Raw genomic sequence first — 18,340 nt, forward strand, 5'->3', positions numbered from 1 at the left:
AGTATTCAGGAGTGAGACGCGGATGCAACCCAAGCAACGAATTCTCGAGGCCCCGGTCTATCAGCCAGGGAAACCCATTGACGATGTAAAACGCGAATATGGCTTGACAGAAGTGATCAAGCTTGCCTCCAATGAAAATCCTTTCGGCAGTTCGCCAAAGGCAAAAGAAGCGATTGTTGCTCAATTGGACAACCTGGCGATCTATCCAGACGGTGCTAGTCTGAAGCTCCGTTGGGATCTGGCTGAGTTCCTGGGTGTGAAGCCTGGACAACTGATCTTTGGCAACGGTTCGGACGAAATTCTTCTCATGATCTCTCGCGCTTATCTCAGCGAGGGTACAAATACAGTGATGGCAACCCCTACTTTTTCCCAATATCGCTCCAACGCGATTATTGAAGGCGCTGAGCTGATCGAGGTTCCGTTGAAAAACGGCGTTCACGATTTGGAAGCGATGGCAGCGGCAATCAATGATCAGACGCGTGTAGTCTGGGTGTGCAACCCGAACAACCCGTCTGGAACAATCGTCACCACAACTGAGCTGGAAGCATTCCTGAAAAAAGTACCGAAAAACGTCCTGGTCGTCCTGGACGAAGCTTATTACGAGTATGTTGTAGATCCGGATTATCCACAGACAGTGCCCATGCTGGCGGATTATCCGAATCTGATCATCCTGCGGACGTTTTCCAAAATTTACGGACTGGCGACGTTGCGTGTGGGCTACGGTATTGCTTCTGAGGAGCTCGTCTCTCAGCTGGAGCATGTACGCGAGCCATTTAATACGGGTGCCTTGGGTCAAGCAGCTGCCCGAGCAGCTTTGCATGATCAGGAATTCGTTGCATCTTGCCGCGAGCGGAATAGAGAAGGCATGAAGCAATTTACGGATCGATTTGACGAGTGGGGACTGGATTATTATCCTTCACAAACAAACTTCATTCTGGTCAACTTGAAACAAGATTCAGATGAGGTATTTAAAAAGCTGCTCAGTCATGGTATTATCGTTCGATCCGGTAAAGCACTGGGTCATCCGGGTTATCAACGGATTACGATCGGAACTACAGAGCAGAATGACAAAATCCTGCGTGTTCTCGAAGAAATCGTAACAGGTGCTTTAAAATAATGCAGATGATGCCGGGGATCTCCCGGCATTTTTCTCTACACGTAGATGGAAGGATAGAAGCAGGAGATGAAAAAGACAACCATTGCTGTGGTAGGTGTAGGACTTATCGGAGGCTCGATCGCTTTATCATTAAAAAATGATCCAAATAATCGCATCGTTGGTTTTGATGTCCGGCAGGATTCTTTGGATAAAGCGCTAACCAACGGGGTCATCCATGCAGGAACGACGGATTTGCAGACCGCAGTCAGAGAAGCCAACATCATTTTTTTGGCGGCACCCGTGGAGCAAATTTACGCGATTCTAGAAACACTTCGCCAGCTCGATTTACAACCGGATGTGATCGTAACGGATGCAGGAAGCACCAAATCCGGCATCGTACATCATGCGACGAAAGTGATTCCTGACCATGTTACCTTTATTGGTGGTCATCCAATGGCAGGCTCACATAAATCAGGTGTAGAAGCGGCATCTGACCGATTGTTCGAGAATGCTTATTACGTATTGACTCCGGCACCAGGGACGCCAGAGGAAAAAGTAGAGCGTCTATCTGAATTGCTCCAGCTGACGCGTGCCAAGGTTGTCAGAATGGATGCCGACACGCATGATCAGGTAGTTGGAGCTGTCAGCCACTTTCCGCATATTTTGGCATCGGCGCTCGTGAATCTGGTCGCCGACTATGATGACGAGAATGCGTGGCATGCACGACTGGCAGCTGGCGGTTTCCGCGACATTACGCGCATCGCATCCAGCAACCCGCGCATGTGGCGTGACATTTTGCTGCACAACCGAGATCACCTCTTGAAAATCGCACGTGATTGGTCAGCAGCTCTGCAGGATGTGATGCAGCTGGTTGAAAAGGCTGATCCAGATGGAATCGAACAGTTTTTTCAATCCGCTCGGGACTTTCGCGACGGATTGCCTGAACGCAAAACCGGCGCATTGCCACCGTTGTTTGATTTGTATATCGATATCCCTGACCATCCTGGTGAGATTGGAAGAATCACGACTCTGCTCGGTGCCAAGCAGATCAACATTACCAACCTGCAAATCAGAGAGACGCGCGAAGACATCTATGGTGCTTTGCGGATTACCTTTCAATCGCAGTACGAGATGGAAAAAGGGGAGGAACTTCTTCGTTTTTTCGACTACAATGTATACAGGCGTTTGTAGGATTTTTGCGCAGGGAGACTTTACAACGAAGACGCTTCACAGCATGACTGCCAAGATAAAAAACCTCAATCGAGGCTTATTCAAGATGAGCGACTGCGTTTTTATGCGCTCCTGATTCATAAGCTTGGCGCTTCTATATTCCTATACGTTAAGAAGGGGAGTGTACGTGTGCTTCGTGTTCAACCAACCAATCAAATCAAGGGAACAATCCGTGTTCCTGGTGACAAATCCATATCGCACAGAGCGGTCATGTTTGGAGCGCTTGCCAAGGGAACGACAACCATTGAAGGATTTTTGCCCGGTGCGGACTGCTTGAGTACCATCGGGTGCTTTCAGCAAATGGGCATTCAGATTGAACAAAAAGGCGATCGAGTAACAGTGCAGGGACAAGGCTGGTTTGGCTTGCAGGAACCAACAGCAAGACTAGATGTTGGCAATTCTGGTACCACGATCCGACTGATGGCAGGGATCATGGCAACCCAACCCTTTCATGTAGTCATGGAAGGGGATGAATCCATTGCCAAGCGCCCGATGCGACGTGTGATTGGACCGCTGCGACAAATGGGTGCAAAAATCGATGGACGCAAGGATGGCGAGTATACGCCACTTTCTATACGCGGAGGACAACTTCAGGGAATGTCGTACGAGTCCCCGGTTGCCAGCGCTCAAGTAAAGTCTGCGATCCTGCTGGCAGGTTTGCAGGCAGAAGGTGAGACTAGTGTAACGGAGCCACACTTGTCTCGCGATCATACCGAGAGAATGTTGCAGGCTTTCGGTGTGCACGTGGAGCGCGATGGTCTCACGGTTCGGGTCAAAGGTGGGCAGGAGCTTCAAGGGCGCGCGATTCACGTGCCTGGCGATATTTCATCCGCAGCATTTTTGATTGCTGCTGTCATGATGGTACCTGGCAGCTCGCTTTTGATTGAAAATGTAGGAATCAATCCAAGTCGTACAGGCATTATTGATGTCGTAAAAGCGATGGGGGGAAGCCTGGAGCTGCTCAACGAGCGCGTAGTGAACGAAGAGCCTGTCGCTGATCTGTTGGTAACCTACTCCCGCTTGCAAGGGATCGAGATCGCAGGTGATATCATTCCGCGTCTCATCGATGAGATCCCGGTGATTGCAGTCATGGCTACACAAGCGAATGGACAAACTGTCATTCGCGATGCGCAGGAGTTGAAGGTCAAAGAAACAGACCGGATCGCCACTGTCGTAAGTCAATTGTCCAAGTTTGGCGCGAAGATCGAACCGACTGATGACGGCATGATTATCGAGGGAAGCGCCAAATTAAGCGGTGCAGTGATCGACAGCATGGGAGATCACCGAATCGGAATGGCGATGGCCATTGCTGGACTCGTGGCAGAAGGAGAGACCGTCATCGAGAACGATGAGGCTATCAACGTCTCTTTCCCTGGATTTGCTGAACTTTTGCAGCGAATCAGTCAATAGAAGTTTCTTGGTAGAAAGCCCACGAAATGTAGTGGGCTTTTCTTTCTTAGGGACAGAAGTTCATCATTTTGATTGAAGTAGGCTTCTTTTTATGAAAAAATATTACTCAGTAAAAAAACTTTCAAAGTATACCGTTTTTTAGCAAAAATGATTTGACAAGCGCTTACATTCCGTTTATTATAAAAATACAGTATGGTTTCTCTCCACTCCTATCCAATATAAAGTGCACATATCGTGCTACCGTCGAATGAATGCGTTTTCATCGGCGGTCTTTTTTTGTTCCAAAACGTCGGAACGATCTTTTCATCTTTCCCCATTCCGGTTCATATGCTTGTACAAAAGCAGCTCGGGTTCTGAATGGGGAGGGACGAGCCATGCAAGAGCAGGAGATGGTCATTCGCGGAGGATCGGTCGTCACAGCGCTTGGACTGGTGGAAACGGATCTGTGGGTAGAGAATGGGAAGATCCAACGCTGGGGGAGAGATACCCTGAAGAAAAAAGGTAACGCAAAGATGCCGATAGAAATCGATGCGACAGGCATGTATTTGTTGCCCGGATTCGTCACGCTTGCACCCGGTTCCGGGCTGCAGAGAATAACAGGCGTCCACTACTTGCAGGCGATGCGCAAAATGGTGCAATCCGGTTGTACAAGCTTTGTTGACATTCTTGCACCAGAAGCATGGATGAACCGGTCGCAAGTAAATTACTTGCAATCCAGTCATTACAACAGCTTGATCGATTATGTCTGGCATATTGGTTTGGAAACCTCCCGTTTTACACCGAGTGAAGTCTTGGAGTGGTGCAGGCAAGGCTACACGGCCTTCCATCTGACGGTTCGTGACAAGGGAGATATTTCCACGATAGACTGGGAAACAATTTCACAGGTACTCACGTCATATAGAGCGATGATACATCTCCATCTGCCGAAGAAAGGCTTGAACGGCAAGAATGAACGGGAAGAATTCAGGAACAGGTGGCTGGAAACAACACGATATTGGAAGGTTCGTACAGTGGTGGAACACCATCTTCCGATTAGCGGATCGGATGAGGCAGATCTTTTCTATCACCTCTTTTTGCTGGGAGGAGATCAGACAGAGCGCGGACTTCGAACCTTGTATCAGCATTGGTACGGGAACTATCCGATCGCAGCTTCCATCCAGGACATTCATGTGGACAATCGCCGTCCATGGTGTAAAGGAGAGGAAATGCTGAGCTTGCTTGTACGGCTGGCATCCCGGAACGTAGCGAAGGCAGTAGGGCTTTACCCGCGTAAGGGGACTTTGGCTCCAGGGGCGGATGCAGATATCCTTTTCCTGAAAAAGGATATTTGGTTGACAAAGCACGATCTTTCCACTATTCTCAAATTTAGTGAAATCGATCTTCCAACTTCTGTTATGTCGAACGGTAAGTGGATATATCGAGATATGACTTTTATACCAAGCGTGGGCATGGGTAGGTGTCTATGTGGCACCAAGCCCTATTCTTATGTCATTTAGCCCCATATGAGGGGATTTTTTCGTAAAGGATTCTTGCTGCAGGTCTAGAAAAAGATCTTATGTTAGCGCAACTTTTTAGCTCCCCAGCGGTCTAATTAGGCAAAAGGTCGCTGAGGGATCGGAATCGCAAGGAGGTAATCCTGAACATGACCGATTCCCAGCTTATCCGAGAGATTAAAGAAGGTAATCTGGAATGCTATGCTGAACTGATTCGTCGATATGAAAAAAAGATCCTCTCCTTTGTCACACACTTATTACGTCAAGCCCATCTGGAGCACATCGCAGAGGATATCTGTCAGGAGACGTTTTACAAGGCGTATAAAAGCATTCATTCTTTCCGAGATGTAGAAGCAACTTTTTCCACCTGGCTTTATACGATTGCCCGCAACAGTGTCCTGAGTGAGCTGCGCAAAAGTCGCAACTCAGACGTTTATCTGGAGGACACGCTGCAGGTTCCAACGGCTTCTGCAGGTGGTCTGCCTGAACAGGTACTGCTGCGCAACGAGCGGGAAAGCATGGTACGACAGGCAATCAACAGTCTGCCTGAAAAGCAGCGCTCTGCCTTGATCCTGCGAGAGTACGAACAGATGGATTACAGCGAAATTGCTACGATTCTGGATCTGACCGTGAGCTCTGTCAAATCGTTGTTGTTCCGTGCCCGGCAAAGTATAAAAGGACAGTTGGAAAACTACATCCTGGACCCTCATTTGGATGAAGCTGAAGGGATGAATCGATGATGAGATGTGAAGAAGTTCAGGAAATCCTGCCTGAATACGCCGAGAACCTGCTGTCCGAAGTGACACAGAGGCGCGTTGACAACCATATGGCAACGTGCTATGCCTGTCGTTCGGATTACGAATTGTGGTCAGACAGCGGAGAGTGGATGAAAGCTGATATGGAAGAGTATCACGCTGTCACACCATCCCGCTCCATTGTCGACGCCGTGATGGCCAGAATTCTCTCGGAGGAGAAATGGGCGATTCCGATTGGTCGGAAAATCTTTACCGTAACGGCGAAAATGAGAAGAATGGGTGCAAGTGCTGCTGCCATTTTATTGATGCTATTCACGTTTACGCTTTACTTGAATACCAGTTCGACAGAGCACGCCAATTCGTTGATGATTGATGGCGAGCTAATGGCGATGGATTCTTCGAAAGCACAAGTGATTTCCTCTTCCATGCAAGATGATAACGGCACCTATGTCGTGGAGAATGCTCCATTTTCTAGTCAGGAAGAGTCATTGGAGTACGCGACTGCTTCCATCGTTCCTCTAGATGGAAAGCCAGTCAATCAAGATTATGCCAAACCGAATTACAGCATCGTCCTCAGTGTTTTTGGTATTTTAATTACTGTCTTAACAATGAGCTGGCTAACTCGGGTATAATGGTATATGATCAAAGTAATGAAAAGACCGTCCTCGGACGGTCTTTTGTATCGGGAGCCTCGTATTGAGGTTTGCTATATGGAACAACCCGACCATACATATGAGGTGAGATGGGATGCCGAAAAAATGGCTCTACGTCATAGACGAAGCAATCAAGCGCATTGAGAACGACGAAGTAGAGCTGGGCTTGACAGCTCTGCAAAAAGTGCAAGAACACGGCAAAGACATACCAGATGTCATGATGTACCTGGCTGAGGTCTGGTATCAGCTCGGTCACCTTGATGAAGCCTCCAGCTTGCTGTCTGATATCCTTCAGAAGAATCTGGATATGGAACCTGCGAAGCGCAGAGAGTGTCAAATGCTCTTGGCTGAGATAGCATTGGATTCGGGTGATTTTGAGACGGCCCAGCATTTACTGTACGAATGCAAGGAATCCGGAGTGGAAAGCATCCAACTGGATTTGCTTCTCGCGGATCTATACGCACTTCAGGACTTGGATGAGGTAGCCGTCAAATATTTGGAGCAGGCACGTCAAAAAGAGCCGGATAATCAGGACATTTTGGCAGCGTTGGGCAATTTGCATTTCCGAATCGGAAACGATGAGGAAGCCATGAGACTATTGGAGCAAGCCGGCGAGGAGAGCTTGGAGCTGCTCTTGACTAAAGGACGGTCAATGGCTCAAAATGGCCAGTTCGAACAGGCCTATCAAGTATTTCGACAAGCGCTGGTGCTGGATCGCTCGGCAGAGGTTCTCTATGGAAGCTCTTTAATGGCGTTCCATCTCGGACGTCTGGAGGAAGCGATGGAGCTGGTAAACAGCCTGCACGCATTGGACGAAGAGTACGTAGCCGCCTACCCGCTGGCAGCAGACATTTATCTGTCGCTGGGTAAAAGCGAAAAAGCCATCGAATCGTTACAAAAATACGTAGATTTGTCCGGATTTGATCTAGATCATATCAAGCGCTTGATCGCGCTGTTGACACAAGCTGGCCGCTACGATGAAGCCAAGGAATACCAGCATCTGCTCAAACAATGGGACGAAGAGACGAACGAAGAATAAGCGCTACACGTAAAAACAGGGAGTCACTCAGGTGGCTTCCTGTTTATTTTTCCGTAATCTGGCAAGAATGAGGGTTAAACGCAGACAATCGTAAAGAAGGGATGCACAGATGAACTTGGCTGAGATCTTGGTGTATACCGATATCCGGCAGCTCCATCAGATTGCCAACCATTACGGATGCGAATGCAACCCTCATTCTAAAAATGAACTCATTACGTCTCTGTTGTCCAGTTTGCGACATCGGTTGACAATCGCGCAGGAAGTTTCCCAATTGACCAAGGAAGAAACCCATTTCCTTTTACTGCTCTTTCTTGACAGACGAACAGTGATGTCCTTGGAAGACCTTCTCGCCAAGGCAGGATTGGCGCTGGATGGAATCAAGGAAAGAAAGCAAGAGGAAGCTCGGCGATACGTAGCAGCGTCGATGAAAAGGGGTTGGATTTATCCGATCAAAAGCAAAGCGGTGGGACAGTACCAGATACCTGTGGATATCAGGGAGCCTTACTTGCAGGCGTGGCTGGAAAACTGGCGAAAGGAATATCGCATGCTAGATCTTGTGGAGATCGACGCGTATCGGGATGAAGGAACGGCGCTCTGCGATGATATCATGCAATTTTTACAATTTCTCCAGCAGGAGCCAGTACCATTGACTGCTGAGGGCGGTATGTACAAACGTCATCAACAACAGCTTTTTCAATTCTTATACGTGAAGGAAGAGCCGTTATTGCCGCAAAAGTGGCGCTTCGGCTACGGACTGCACTTCGATCTGTACCCTGACCGTTTTTCCTTGCTGTACGACTTCTGCTACTACAAAGGGTGGATTGAGGAATCAGGAGGGAAGGTGGGGCTGACCGAGGCTGGCAGAGAGCGGTTGGTGCAGCAGTATGAAGACCAGCTGTACCATGATCTTATTCGTTTTTGGATCAGGCTGTACAAAAAGCCGATTCCGAATCTGCCCATGCTGGTTCAGCTGATCCCGATGATAGTGGCTGGCGGTTGGGTCAGCCAGCAGGCCCTGACACAGACGCTGCTGGACTGGGTCAAAGAATTTTACTATGACGATTCCTTTCAGGTGCTGACGAACCGCGTATGCAAGATGATGGTGCATCTGGGCTTGCTGCGAGTCGGACAAGACCAGGAGGGTAATTGGCTTTACTCCGCTACATATGCAAGCCAAACCTGGCTTCGTAAATACAACGGTTTCACCGAAACCACGATTTTATTGGGTGACAGGCATGGATAACAAGATTGCATGCTTGATCTTGTAGGCTCATTGTTCGCGTAAAGGTGCCCACAGGGTACGAAAACCCGCCGACATGGCAAGGCGGAACCAAGTTGAAAAAAGTGAGGGATGGGTATGGAGTGGCTGAATTTCTATTCCAACGCGTACGGAACAAACAATCAAATGGTATCCGGTCTGTTGTCCGAGATCGTCATAGACGAGCAGATGCGCATGTATCGCAAGCGTGAGCTGTATAAAGAAATCGACCAAGCGCTGGCTACCAAGAATAAAGAAGTTTTTTTGCAGCTTACAGGTGAACTGAAGGAAATCATGGCTTACGAGCAAAAATGACTCGGCTAATAGAGCGACTCCAGCAGATTGCCAGTCTTCGCAGATTCATGGTACGCTATTTTCCATAATCTACGAGCAGAGGAGTCTTTGGCCATGCAATGGAATACGAATGAACTGGAAAATTGGGAGGAGTTGCGGCAGTTTGTTGATACCGCACTACTCCCTCTTTATTTGTACCGGTCCCATTTTTCGGTGCAGGAGCATGTCCTGCGCATGAATTATTTATTGAATGTTGCGGCCGGAATTGAGCAAAAATTGAAGGGGAGAGTCCTTTTGTTCCCTATGAATTATCACTTCACGGACGAGCCCCTGGTGCAAAAGGTGCCAGAAGAATTTACGCATGCAGTGTTGCTCCATTTTAGCAGTGACTCTTTTCGCCCGGCAGACAGCCATGCAGATGTGCTGTTGCTTTCGGTAGGGGAGGAAGAATTGGATTCGGCACTCAGATTTGAAGTAACCGTCGATGTCCTGTACAAAGAGGTTATTCGATATTGGCAGAAAAATCGGGCTCAATAGAGAGGAGGAATTTGGGTCATACTAGAAAACAGGCAGAAGACAAGGTGCTATTTTTGACAAAATGGTAACAATCTCTTTTTTATCTGGGTAGACTTCGATCATGTCCTTTGGACAATCTTGACATCTGAATAGGCGTTAGCTATGATTGGGATTGACCTAGTGTATATGTATGAAAACGCCATCGTTGCGCTATTTTACAGGATAAGGAGGGAAAAGATATGGGCGATAAACGCGAAATTTCCAGACGTACATTTCTAAACTACGCACTGATGGGAACGGGCGGGTTTCTTGCTGCAGGAATGATTACCCCAATGCTTCGCTTTGCGGTAGATCCACTGCTCCAGGGACATACCGGTGGAGATAAAGTTGCTGTTGGCAGTCCGGACGAATTCGGAGCTGAACCAAAGCGCGTCGAGTTTAAGGTACATACCAAGGACGGTTGGTATGAATCAGAAACCACACTGTCTGCATGGGTTCGTAAAATGGATGACGGTTCGATTCTGGCTCTCTCCCCAATATGCAAGCATTTAGGCTGTACGGTTGACTGGAACACAGGCCCTGATTTTCCAAATGAGTACTTTTGTCCATGCCACATGGGCCGCTATGCAATTAACGGTGAACACATTCTGGGTACGCCGCCTACTGCATCCCTAGACGAGTACGAAACAGAAATTAAAGACGGAAAGCTTTATCTGGGCGCTGTTAAAGCAAATCCTCGTCCGGGGGTGAGTGGTTAAGATGTTGCAAAAAATGTATGATTGGGTCGATGAACGCCTGAATATCACTCCAATGTGGCGTGACCTGGCCGACCACGAAGTACCTGAGCACGTGAACCCTGCACATCATTTTTCTGCTTTCGTTTACTGCTTTGGTGGATTAACGTTCTTTATTACCGTTATTCAAATCCTGTCGGGTATGTTCTTGACGATGTACTACGTACCAGACATCATCAACGCTTACGAATCGGTAAAATACCTGCAAAACGAAGTAGCTTTCGGCTCCATCGTTCGTGCGATGCATCACTGGGGTGCCAGCTTGGTTATCGTCATGATGTTCCTGCACACACTGCGCGTATTCTTTACTGGTGCTTACAAAAAACCGCGTGAATTGAACTGGGTTGTTGGCGTACTGATTTTCTTCGTCATGCTTGGTCTTGGTTTCACCGGTTACCTGCTCCCTTGGGACAACACTGCATACTTCGCGACTAAGGTAGGTTTGCAGATTGCAGACTCCGTGCCGTTGATTGGTCCATATGCAAAAATGTTGCTCACAGGTGGAGAGATCGTAGGGGCGCAAACCCTCACACGATTCTTCGCGATTCACGTATTCTTCTTGCCGGCTGGCCTGTTCGGACTGTTGGCAGCTCACTTTGTGATGATTCGCTCTCAAGGTATCTCGGGTCCACTATAAAGGAGGAAATAGCATGGCAAAACAGGATAAAGATGCTACCTTCGTTGGAGACTCCCGAGTATCGGCGAAGCGCATCCCTAACATTTCTCCATCCTACTCCGACTTTCCGGGAAAAACAGAGCCATTCTGGCCGAATTTCCTGTTGAAAGAGTGGATGGTTGCAGCAGTTTGCTTGGTCGGTTTTTTGATCTTGACCGTATCTCATCCGTCGCCATTGACCGACAAAGCAAACCCGAACGACACCTCGTTCCTCCCATTGCCTGACTGGTACTTCTTGTTCTTGTACCAGTTGCTGAAATACAAATGGGCATCCGGGGACTGGGTCGTCATCGGTATTCTTGGAATTCCGGGTATCGCTTTTGGTGCCCTGATGTTGGCTCCTTGGTTGGATGCAGGTAAAGAACGTCGTCCATCCAAACGTCCGGTTGCGACTGGTCTCATGTTGACCGCTCTCGTGGGGATTTTTTATCTGACATGGGCTGCAAACGACGAAGCTCAACATCTGAAACACAAAAACTCTGCTGGTTCCGATCCTGGAACACCTCCTGCTGCTGAAGCACCTGCTCCTGCAGAATCCAGCTTTACGGCTGATGCTGTTTGGAAAGCGCAACAAAGCTGCATGGGTTGCCACGGTAAGGACTTGGAGGGCGGCATGGGGCCGAACCTGCAGACTATTGGTAGCAAATTGGATGCAGCTCAAATCGCTGACATCATCAAAAATGGCGTACCACCTGCGATGCCAGGCGGTATGATCAAGGATGATGCAGAAATCCAAAAACTTGCTGATTACCTGGCAAGCCTGAAATAAGCTATATAGAGAAAAAAGCTGGCTGAGGTTCGGTCAGCTTTTTCTTTCAGCGCATACAGCGGGAGACGATGATCATGGTCTGGATATGGGAGTGGTTTAGGCAATCCTTGGGGAAAAGATGGTTTCTTTGGACGCTGTTTGTCGTGAACCTACTGGGTACCATATACGGATTCATCTGGTATGGTAACCAACTGGCAGAAACCCCAGTGTACTTGCGCCCCTTCGTCCCAGATAGTCCGACCGGTAGTGGATTGTTTACGCTCGTCCTGCTTACTTATTTGTTGGGTCGCCACATTCCTGTTCTGGAAGCATTAGCGGGCATTACCAATTTTAAATATGGAGTTTGGGCAGTTTGTATCATCCTTGCTGGGTGGATAATGGGAAATGAAGTGAGATGGACAGATATCATGCTGATCGTCTCGCATGCAGGGATGGCTATTGAATCAGTCTTGTATGCACGTTTTTTCAAGCTGAGTATTTTGCCAGTTGGAATTGCAGCTCTGTGGACATTGAACAACGACTTTCTTGACTACGTCATGAACATTCATCCTTGGCTACCTGCTGTTCTTGACCCATATTCCGGAATCGTTGGCCTGTTCACCGTATTGCTGAGTTTGATTTCCATAGGGGTCATCTGGTTTACAAATCAGATGTTCACGAGAAACAAGGTCTAATCTTGTCCTCCTTTCCATAATCTTTACAAGGGAAAGGAGGTTTTTTGCGTTGAAGAAAAACATCCGCTATCTATCCATTTTCCTGTTGATTGGCATCTTTTTGTCGTGGCCCATCCACAGTCTGTACACGCGGCTGGCTCAACCGGTGGAAGAGAAGCAATTGGCTGATTTGGATCAGATTGCACAACAACTGCTTACGAATGTGAAAAAAGGGGATTTGGAGGGTGCTAGGGAACGTATCGACCTACTTGCGCTTCGGTTTCCTAATCAGCATTTGCCCATTCCCATACGAATCGATACCTTAAACGCAGTAACGCAGTCGATTCTCGCAGCCAAGCAAAGCATCCATTCCCCGAGTGAGAATGAACAGCAACTACTCTGGCATGCAACCCGGGTTCGCATCGCCATAGATGCATTGACCAATGATCAACAACCCATGTGGCGCAGCTATTACCCTTCATTCATAACGCAGGTACAAAACCTGCAGCAAGCTGCCGTGGAGCGGGACTTTGAGGCGTTTCGAGAGCAATTTGAAGAAAACTATCGATTGTTTTTGGCGATCAAGCCCGCGATGAGCATTCAACTCGAGGAAGCGAAAATGACCGGGATAACCTCAACCTATGAGATGATATCCAAAGAGATCCGAAAGGGCGACAAGGATTGGCAATTGGTCAGAGAAGCATTGCGCAATTTGAATAGTGATCTGGAAGATGCGTTTGTTGGGGAAGAAAAAAGCACCTTTACACGTCTCATGATGAGACCGGATTCACCTTTGCTGATCACAACCAGTATCTCTATAGCGGTGATTGTTGCTCTTTCCTATGTGGCCTATCGTAAGTATGAAGGAGAATTTCGCTCGACGTAATCAAAATGAAAAACCTTGCTCCTAATCGAGCAAGGTTTTTGTTTGTATACGGATCGTGGATCAATCGTGAATGGGTTTTTTGTTCTCGTCGAGAGTAAAGCCTTCTCCCAGCACCTCGTGTACGTCGTTGACGATCAGAAAGGCATGCGGATCGATCTCTTGCACGATATTTTTAAATCGCATGACCTCGTTACGGCTGATCACGACATACACGACTTGCTTTTCTGCTCCGGAAAAAGCGCCCTTCCCGGACAGAAGTGTAACTCCCCGGCCGAACTCCAGAATTTGTTTCGAAATCTCTTCCGCTTTATCGGAAATAATGGTCAAAGCTTTGCCCGCATACGCACCGTCTTGGAAAAAGTCGATGACACGTGCTGCGATAAAGACAACAACCAGGGTGTACATGGCGCTTTCGAGATTGAGGTATATCAGAGAGGCGCCAATAACGAGGATATCCCCTAAAAAAAGGGTTCGCCCCATACTTACTCCCCAATATTTTTGCAGCAATCGGGCGATAATGTCGACGCCACCGGTTGTGCCTCCGTAGCGAAAGATGATACCTAGCCCCACGCCTACAGCCACACCAGCGTAAAGCGAAGCGAGCAGCCTGTCTTCCATCGGAAGGGGGAGTGTATTTTCAAACAAGGAGAGAAACACGGAAAGAGACACCGTTCCTAAGATTGTGTAGATGAATGATGTACGGCCGAGAATCTTCCAACCAAGGAAGAACAGTGGGATGTTGAGTACAAAAAAGACAATCCCTTGATCAATTGCAGGAAAAAGCAGCTTGATCAAAATGCTGATCCCTGTAATACCGCCCTCAGCCAAATGATTAGGAATATTAAAGGAGTTGATGCCAAATCCCATAATTGCAGATCCTACAATAATGGCGATGATGCTGTCTAAACGTAATTTCATTTTGTCCTCCTGTTTGCCCGCAGCCAGAGCGTGAATATGTCTGAAAGAGGGGAGGGGCGGGCAAGTGATCGTCGAGAGTCATTATATGATAACAAAGCAGGAAAATAAAGTTAAAGTCAGCAGCAATGAGAAAACCGTGTTGAGCGATGAAGTTCGTGGAAGTGCAGCATCTGTCGAAAAAGCGATTTTTCAGATTTGGCAAACCAGGGCTTTTCAGTTACGATAAGTGAAAGGACGTAAAAGGTAAAAGAGGAGTGGCCCGAGTGGAACAGAAAAAGAAAACCATGCAGGAGATTCAACAGGAAGTGGACCAATACATATCGCAGTTTAAAGAAGGTTATTTTTCTCCACTGGCCATGATGGCCCGCATGACCGAAGAGGTAGGCGAATTGGCGAGGGAGATCAATCATTTCTACGGGGAAAAGCCCAAGAAAACAGACGAAGGCGAAAAGACGGTGGAAGAAGAGCTTGGTGACGTATTTTTTATTGTCCTGTGCTTCGCCAACTCCCTTGGTATCGATATGCAGGAAGCTTTTGATCGTATCATGCACAAATTCAACACGAGAGATAAAGATCGCTGGACGAGAATAGAGGAGACGGAGTAATGGACAAGCAGATTCGAGTAGCAGTAGCAGGTGCGAATGGTCGCATGGGACAAGAAGTAGTAAACATGCTCGGGCAAGATGAGCAATTAGTATATACAGGGGCAATGGATACAAGAGGCGATGACGCTGCTGTTCGTGCCAGAATGGAAGAGATGAGACCAGACGTGCTCGTCGACTTTACAACTCCGCACAGTGTATACCGACACCTGGAGATTTGTTTGCAAAACGGCGTTCGACCTGTCGTTGGAACAACGGGCTTAACACCCGAGCAGATTCAGGAAATGACCAAACGCTTTGAAGAAGCAGAGCTGGGCTGCATCGTAGCACCCAACTTTGCGATCGGGGCCATTTTATGCATGAAATTTGCTGCGATGGCGGCCAAGTACATGCCTCACGTGGAAATTATCGAACTGCATCACGATCGCAAGCTGGATGCTCCGAGTGGTACAGCGTTAAAAACGGCGGAAATGATCACTGCTGTGCGTGAGGAATACAAGCAAGGCCATCCGGAAGAAAAGGAGACGATTCCTGGAGCACGTGGCGCTGAATACCAAGGCTTCCGTATTCATAGTGTCCGCTTGCCAGGTATGGTAGCCCATCAGGAAGTATTGTTTGGGGCGACCGGTCAAACACTTTCGATTCGACACGACTCGATCAACCGGGAGTCTTTTATGCCAGGAGTGAACATGGCGATTAAAGCTGTCATGAATATGAATGGCTTTATTTATGGGTTGGAACATTTGATTGATTAAACATTTGTTTAACATGTAGGAATTTATAAGCTTCAAGCTTATGAATTCCGGAGCGCATGACAAGGTGCCTCAGCGTCCGCATCTGGCATTACCTCTGTAAAACTTTCCGCTAAAACGCGGTCGTAAGCCTCGATAGAGTTTTCTTAACAGCTTGTGCGAAGTAAAAAAAGGGAGAGGTTTGTGTGAAAATTGCTCTAATCGCCCACGACCGAATGAAAGAAGAGATTGTCCAACTTGCCCTTGCTTATGAAGCGATCCTTTCAGAGCATGAATTGTTTGCCACGGGTACGACAGGACAACGGATCATGGATGCAACCTCTTTAACACTGAAGCGGTGTTTGTCAGGTCCTTTGGGGGGAGATCAGCAAATCGGTGCGATGATTGCCCAAAATGAGATGGATCTCATTATCTTCCTGAGGGACCCGCTGACTGCACAGCCACACGAACCGGATATTATCGCATTGCTGCGCCTGTGTGATGTTCACAAAATTCCATTCGCGACCAATCTGGGTACAGCAGAGATTTTGCTCAGGGCGCTGGAGCGGGGAGAACTGGACTGGCGAGAAATCGTGCATGAGGAGAATGAGCGATGAATTCTCTCGATATTTTGGCAATCGGGGCACACCCTGATGACGTAGAAATAGGAGCATCAGGTAGTTTGCTCCTCGCAGCCAAGCAAGGACAACGAGTAGGGATTTTGGATCTTACCTATGCAGAGTTATCTTCCAATGGAAATGTAGAGCGCAGACAACAGGAGGCGGCCGAAGCTGATCGCCTGCTGGGCGTCTGTGCTAGATACAATTTTGGCCTCCCGGATCGTGGCTTGGAGTCTGTAAGGGAGGAAGCGATCAGACGAGTAGTAGAATTGATTCGTCAGACCCGTCCTCGGGTTGTCCTCGCTCCCTACTTCCAAGACCGGCATCCTGATCACGAGAGTGTCAGCCGTATCGTACGTGAGGCTGTCTTCTCGTCCGGCATTCGCAAGTATCAGCCGAGCGAGACACTTGTTGCCTATCGCCCCGCACAACTGCTTTATTACTTCATCAACTCGACTGTAACCCCACAGGTCGTCGTCGATGTGACTGCTGTCTACCCTGAGAAATTGGACGTTCTTCGTTGCTATCGCAGTCAGTTTGAACTGGAAGCGGAGAGCGTGGATACGCCTCTGACAAACGGTTATCTGGAGATGGTGGAGTACCGTGAGCGGCTGTTTGGTCAGCAGGCTGGTGTGCGCTATGCAGAAGGCTTTATGAGTGCAACGCCGTATGTATTGCCGAATCTGTAAGAAGGAGTGACCTCCTGGTATGAACATCGGGATTACCTGCTATCCGTCATTGGGTGGATCAGGCGTCGTAGCGACAGAATTAGGCAAGCTGTTGGCGGAACGCGGACACCGGGTGCATTTTATAACATCGGGAATGCCATTTCGCCTGGGTGCCTTTCATCCAAATATTTTTTATCATGAAGTAGAAGTCAATCATTACGATGTGTTCAAATATCCGCCTTACGATCTGACATTGGCCAACCGTATGGCTCAGGTGGCGAAGAACGAAAAGCTGGATTTGCTCCATGTTCACTACGCTGTCCCACATGCTCTGTGTGCATTCCTCGCCAAGCAGATGGTCGGGGATCATCTGAAGATCATGACAACGCTGCATGGAACGGATATTACCGTACTTGGCTATGACTCCAACCTGAGTGACATGATTCGCTTTGGAATTGAGCGAAGTGATATGGTGACAGCTGTATCGAGCGATCTGATCCGTCAGACTCGGGAGCTTTTGCATGTAGAAAATGAAATCATTCCCGTCTACAATTTTGTGGATAAGCGACGTTATTATCCAAAAGATGTTGGAGCGTTGAAAAAGAAATTTGCCAAAAACGGTGAGAAAATCCTCATGCACATCTCCAACTTCCGACCTGTAAAACGGGTGCCGGATGTGATTCGCATCTTTTCCGAGGTTCGTAAAGAAGTGCCATCCAAGCTGATTCTGATCGGAGAAGGACCTGAAATGGGACTCGTGCGCAAGATGATAGCGGAGCGGGACCTCACAAATGATGTTTGCTTCCTCGGCAAGCAGGAGGATGTAGCGGAAGTCTTATCTCTCGCTGATGTAATGCTGCTGCCCTCTGCAAAAGAAAGCTTTGGGCTTGTCGCCCTCGAAGCGATGGCATGCGGCGTACCTGCTGTGACCTCGGATGCTGGTGGTCTGCCTGAAGTTGTACTGGATGGTGTATGCGGGTATTTGCGCCCTATTGGTGACGTTGAGGGGATGGCACAAGCAACCATTCGCCTGCTGAAAGATGAAAAGCTGTACCAGGAATTGTCCAGAAACAGCATTGATCGTTCCAATCAAACGTTTTGCCATGAAAAGATTGCCTCGCAGTATGAAGCGCTGTACGAGCAGCTGCTGGGTATCGGACAAACAAGCAATTAGGGACGATGAAGAGCCTCTTTTGCGAGCTGATGAAGCTTGGATAAGAGGATAAAGAAACCATAGAGCATTCTCATGAATAAAGCCTCCTTATTGAGTAAGGTGGTT

At 48.1% G+C, this 18,340-nt stretch carries 22 protein-coding genes; 21 read left to right on the forward strand and 1 reads right to left on the reverse strand.

Translation table 11 applies throughout. The features are described 5' to 3' along the window. The first annotated feature begins 22 nt into the window (after positions 1 to 22). From hisC to JZI27_RS02850, 15 genes are all read left to right on the forward strand, one after another. On the forward strand, positions 23 to 1,117 hold the full coding sequence (hisC, locus tag JZI27_RS02780; protein ID WP_280206715.1) for a histidinol-phosphate transaminase: 1,095 nt from the start codon (positions 23 to 25) through the stop codon (positions 1,115 to 1,117). A gap of 66 nt (positions 1,118 to 1,183) precedes the next feature. Further along, positions 1,184 to 2,287, forward strand: coding sequence for a prephenate dehydrogenase (locus JZI27_RS02785; RefSeq protein ID WP_280206716.1), 1,104 nt, complete (start codon positions 1,184 to 1,186; stop codon positions 2,285 to 2,287). Positions 2,288 to 2,455: 168 nt separating this feature from the next. Beyond that, positions 2,456 to 3,736 (forward strand): 3-phosphoshikimate 1-carboxyvinyltransferase, encoded by a 1,281-nt coding sequence (gene aroA / locus JZI27_RS02790; RefSeq protein ID WP_280206718.1) that lies wholly within the window; start codon positions 2,456 to 2,458, stop codon positions 3,734 to 3,736. A 374-nt stretch (positions 3,737 to 4,110) separates the two neighbouring features. Beyond that, positions 4,111 to 5,232 (forward strand): amidohydrolase family protein, encoded by a 1,122-nt coding sequence (locus JZI27_RS02795; RefSeq protein WP_280206719.1) that lies wholly within the window; start codon positions 4,111 to 4,113, stop codon positions 5,230 to 5,232. A gap of 146 nt (positions 5,233 to 5,378) precedes the next feature. After that, complete coding sequence (locus JZI27_RS02800; RefSeq protein WP_122908297.1) at positions 5,379 to 5,969, forward strand: RNA polymerase sigma factor; 591 nt, start codon at positions 5,379 to 5,381, stop codon at positions 5,967 to 5,969. Then, complete coding sequence (locus JZI27_RS02805) at positions 5,966 to 6,616, forward strand: zf-HC2 domain-containing protein (RefSeq protein WP_280206722.1); 651 nt, start codon at positions 5,966 to 5,968, stop codon at positions 6,614 to 6,616. Before JZI27_RS02800 ends, JZI27_RS02805 begins: the two co-directional genes overlap by 4 nt. Before the next feature lie 115 nt (positions 6,617 to 6,731). Further along, positions 6,732 to 7,676 (forward strand): tetratricopeptide repeat protein, encoded by a 945-nt coding sequence (locus JZI27_RS02810; RefSeq protein WP_122908295.1) that lies wholly within the window; start codon positions 6,732 to 6,734, stop codon positions 7,674 to 7,676. Positions 7,677 to 7,785: 109 nt separating this feature from the next. After that, positions 7,786 to 8,919: a hypothetical protein gene (locus JZI27_RS02815; RefSeq protein WP_122908294.1), complete on the forward strand. Its 1,134-nt coding sequence runs from the start codon at positions 7,786 to 7,788 to the stop codon at positions 8,917 to 8,919. Between the two features lie 114 nt (positions 8,920 to 9,033). Continuing rightward, positions 9,034 to 9,249: an IDEAL domain-containing protein gene (locus tag JZI27_RS02820; protein WP_122908293.1), complete on the forward strand. Its 216-nt coding sequence runs from the start codon at positions 9,034 to 9,036 to the stop codon at positions 9,247 to 9,249. Between the two features lie 93 nt (positions 9,250 to 9,342). Then, positions 9,343 to 9,765, forward strand: a complete 423-nt coding sequence (locus JZI27_RS02825) for a DUF2487 family protein (RefSeq protein ID WP_122908292.1) — start codon at positions 9,343 to 9,345, stop codon at positions 9,763 to 9,765. A 218-nt stretch (positions 9,766 to 9,983) separates the two neighbouring features. Then, the gene (locus JZI27_RS02830) at positions 9,984 to 10,502 is read left to right on the forward strand and encodes a Rieske (2Fe-2S) protein (protein ID WP_122908291.1); all 519 of its coding nucleotides are present in this window, start codon (positions 9,984 to 9,986) and stop codon (positions 10,500 to 10,502) included. 1 nt (position 10,503) lies between these two features. After that, positions 10,504 to 11,175 (forward strand): menaquinol-cytochrome c reductase cytochrome b subunit, encoded by a 672-nt coding sequence (gene qcrB, locus JZI27_RS02835; RefSeq protein WP_122908290.1) that lies wholly within the window; start codon positions 10,504 to 10,506, stop codon positions 11,173 to 11,175. 13 nt (positions 11,176 to 11,188) lie between these two features. Then, entirely contained in the window at positions 11,189 to 11,983 is a 795-nt protein-coding gene (locus tag JZI27_RS02840) for a menaquinol-cytochrome c reductase cytochrome b/c subunit (protein ID WP_122908289.1), read from the forward strand. A 74-nt stretch (positions 11,984 to 12,057) separates the two neighbouring features. After that, positions 12,058 to 12,657: a DUF1405 domain-containing protein gene (locus JZI27_RS02845; protein ID WP_122908288.1), complete on the forward strand. Its 600-nt coding sequence runs from the start codon at positions 12,058 to 12,060 to the stop codon at positions 12,655 to 12,657. A gap of 49 nt (positions 12,658 to 12,706) precedes the next feature. After that, positions 12,707 to 13,522 (forward strand): sporulation protein YpjB, encoded by an 816-nt coding sequence (locus JZI27_RS02850; RefSeq protein ID WP_122908287.1) that lies wholly within the window; start codon positions 12,707 to 12,709, stop codon positions 13,520 to 13,522. Positions 13,523 to 13,582: 60 nt separating this feature from the next. Here JZI27_RS02850 and JZI27_RS02855 read toward each other — a convergent pair whose 3' ends face one another. Beyond that, a complete protein-coding gene (locus JZI27_RS02855) occupies positions 13,583 to 14,440 on the reverse strand; it encodes a YitT family protein (RefSeq protein WP_122908286.1) in 858 nt (285 codons plus the stop codon). Between the two features lie 64 nt (positions 14,441 to 14,504). Here JZI27_RS02855 and JZI27_RS02860 point away from each other — a divergent pair, with 64 nt between their 5' ends. From JZI27_RS02860 to bshA, 6 genes are all read left to right on the forward strand, one after another. Continuing rightward, positions 14,505 to 14,666 carry a hypothetical protein gene (locus tag JZI27_RS02860; protein WP_183184883.1) on the forward strand — a complete coding sequence of 54 codons (162 nt, stop codon included), beginning with the start codon at positions 14,505 to 14,507 and terminating at the stop codon, positions 14,664 to 14,666. A 58-nt stretch (positions 14,667 to 14,724) separates the two neighbouring features. Then, positions 14,725 to 15,045 carry a nucleotide pyrophosphohydrolase gene (locus JZI27_RS02865; RefSeq protein ID WP_057134062.1) on the forward strand — a complete coding sequence of 107 codons (321 nt, stop codon included), beginning with the start codon at positions 14,725 to 14,727 and terminating at the stop codon, positions 15,043 to 15,045. Next, on the forward strand, positions 15,045 to 15,797 hold the full coding sequence (gene dapB / locus JZI27_RS02870) for a 4-hydroxy-tetrahydrodipicolinate reductase (protein WP_251242850.1): 753 nt from the start codon (positions 15,045 to 15,047) through the stop codon (positions 15,795 to 15,797). The genes JZI27_RS02865 and dapB overlap by 1 nt, the downstream gene beginning before the upstream one ends. A gap of 182 nt (positions 15,798 to 15,979) precedes the next feature. Further along, complete coding sequence (locus JZI27_RS02875; RefSeq protein WP_057134022.1) at positions 15,980 to 16,390, forward strand: methylglyoxal synthase; 411 nt, start codon at positions 15,980 to 15,982, stop codon at positions 16,388 to 16,390. Next, positions 16,387 to 17,082, forward strand: a complete 696-nt coding sequence (gene bshB1, locus JZI27_RS02880) for a bacillithiol biosynthesis deacetylase BshB1 (RefSeq protein ID WP_122908284.1) — start codon at positions 16,387 to 16,389, stop codon at positions 17,080 to 17,082. Before JZI27_RS02875 ends, bshB1 begins: the two co-directional genes overlap by 4 nt. Before the next feature lie 19 nt (positions 17,083 to 17,101). After that, positions 17,102 to 18,235 (forward strand): N-acetyl-alpha-D-glucosaminyl L-malate synthase BshA, encoded by a 1,134-nt coding sequence (gene bshA / locus JZI27_RS02885; protein WP_057134028.1) that lies wholly within the window; start codon positions 17,102 to 17,104, stop codon positions 18,233 to 18,235. Positions 18,236 to 18,340: the final 105 nt, after the last annotated feature.

The sequence above is a fragment of the Brevibacillus sp. AY1 genome (assembly GCF_029870785.1).
In the GTDB taxonomy this organism is placed as follows: domain Bacteria; phylum Bacillota; class Bacilli; order Brevibacillales; family Brevibacillaceae; genus Brevibacillus; species Brevibacillus invocatus.

Bases quoted from the DNA above. Each gene is read 5' to 3' on its own strand.
- JZI27_RS02785 (WP_280206716.1), top strand. From the start codon at position 1,184: ATGAAAAAGACAACCATTGCTGTGGTAGGTGTAGGACTTATCGGAGGC.
- JZI27_RS02810 (WP_122908295.1), top strand. From the start codon at position 6,732: ATGCCGAAAAAATGGCTCTACGTCATAGACGAAGCAATCAAGCGCATT.
- JZI27_RS02825 (WP_122908292.1), top strand. From the start codon at position 9,343: ATGCAATGGAATACGAATGAACTGGAAAATTGGGAGGAGTTGCGGCAG.
- hisC (WP_280206715.1), top strand. From the start codon at position 23: ATGCAACCCAAGCAACGAATTCTCGAGGCCCCGGTCTATCAGCCAGGG.
- JZI27_RS02855 (WP_122908286.1), bottom strand. From the start codon at position 14,440: ATGAAATTACGTTTAGACAGCATCATCGCCATTATTGTAGGATCTGCA.
- dapB (WP_251242850.1), top strand. From the start codon at position 15,045: ATGGACAAGCAGATTCGAGTAGCAGTAGCAGGTGCGAATGGTCGCATG.
- JZI27_RS02845 (WP_122908288.1), top strand. From the start codon at position 12,058: ATGGTCTGGATATGGGAGTGGTTTAGGCAATCCTTGGGGAAAAGATGG.
- bshB1 (WP_122908284.1), top strand. From the start codon at position 16,387: ATGAATTCTCTCGATATTTTGGCAATCGGGGCACACCCTGATGACGTA.
- JZI27_RS02805 (WP_280206722.1), top strand. From the start codon at position 5,966: ATGATGAGATGTGAAGAAGTTCAGGAAATCCTGCCTGAATACGCCGAG.
- JZI27_RS02815 (WP_122908294.1), top strand. From the start codon at position 7,786: ATGAACTTGGCTGAGATCTTGGTGTATACCGATATCCGGCAGCTCCAT.
- JZI27_RS02865 (WP_057134062.1), top strand. From the start codon at position 14,725: ATGCAGGAGATTCAACAGGAAGTGGACCAATACATATCGCAGTTTAAA.
- bshA (WP_057134028.1), top strand. From the start codon at position 17,102: ATGAACATCGGGATTACCTGCTATCCGTCATTGGGTGGATCAGGCGTC.
- JZI27_RS02840 (WP_122908289.1), top strand. From the start codon at position 11,189: ATGGCAAAACAGGATAAAGATGCTACCTTCGTTGGAGACTCCCGAGTA.
- JZI27_RS02800 (WP_122908297.1), top strand. From the start codon at position 5,379: ATGACCGATTCCCAGCTTATCCGAGAGATTAAAGAAGGTAATCTGGAA.
- JZI27_RS02820 (WP_122908293.1), top strand. From the start codon at position 9,034: ATGGAGTGGCTGAATTTCTATTCCAACGCGTACGGAACAAACAATCAA.
- JZI27_RS02795 (WP_280206719.1), top strand. From the start codon at position 4,111: ATGCAAGAGCAGGAGATGGTCATTCGCGGAGGATCGGTCGTCACAGCG.
- JZI27_RS02830 (WP_122908291.1), top strand. From the start codon at position 9,984: ATGGGCGATAAACGCGAAATTTCCAGACGTACATTTCTAAACTACGCA.
- qcrB (WP_122908290.1), top strand. From the start codon at position 10,504: ATGTTGCAAAAAATGTATGATTGGGTCGATGAACGCCTGAATATCACT.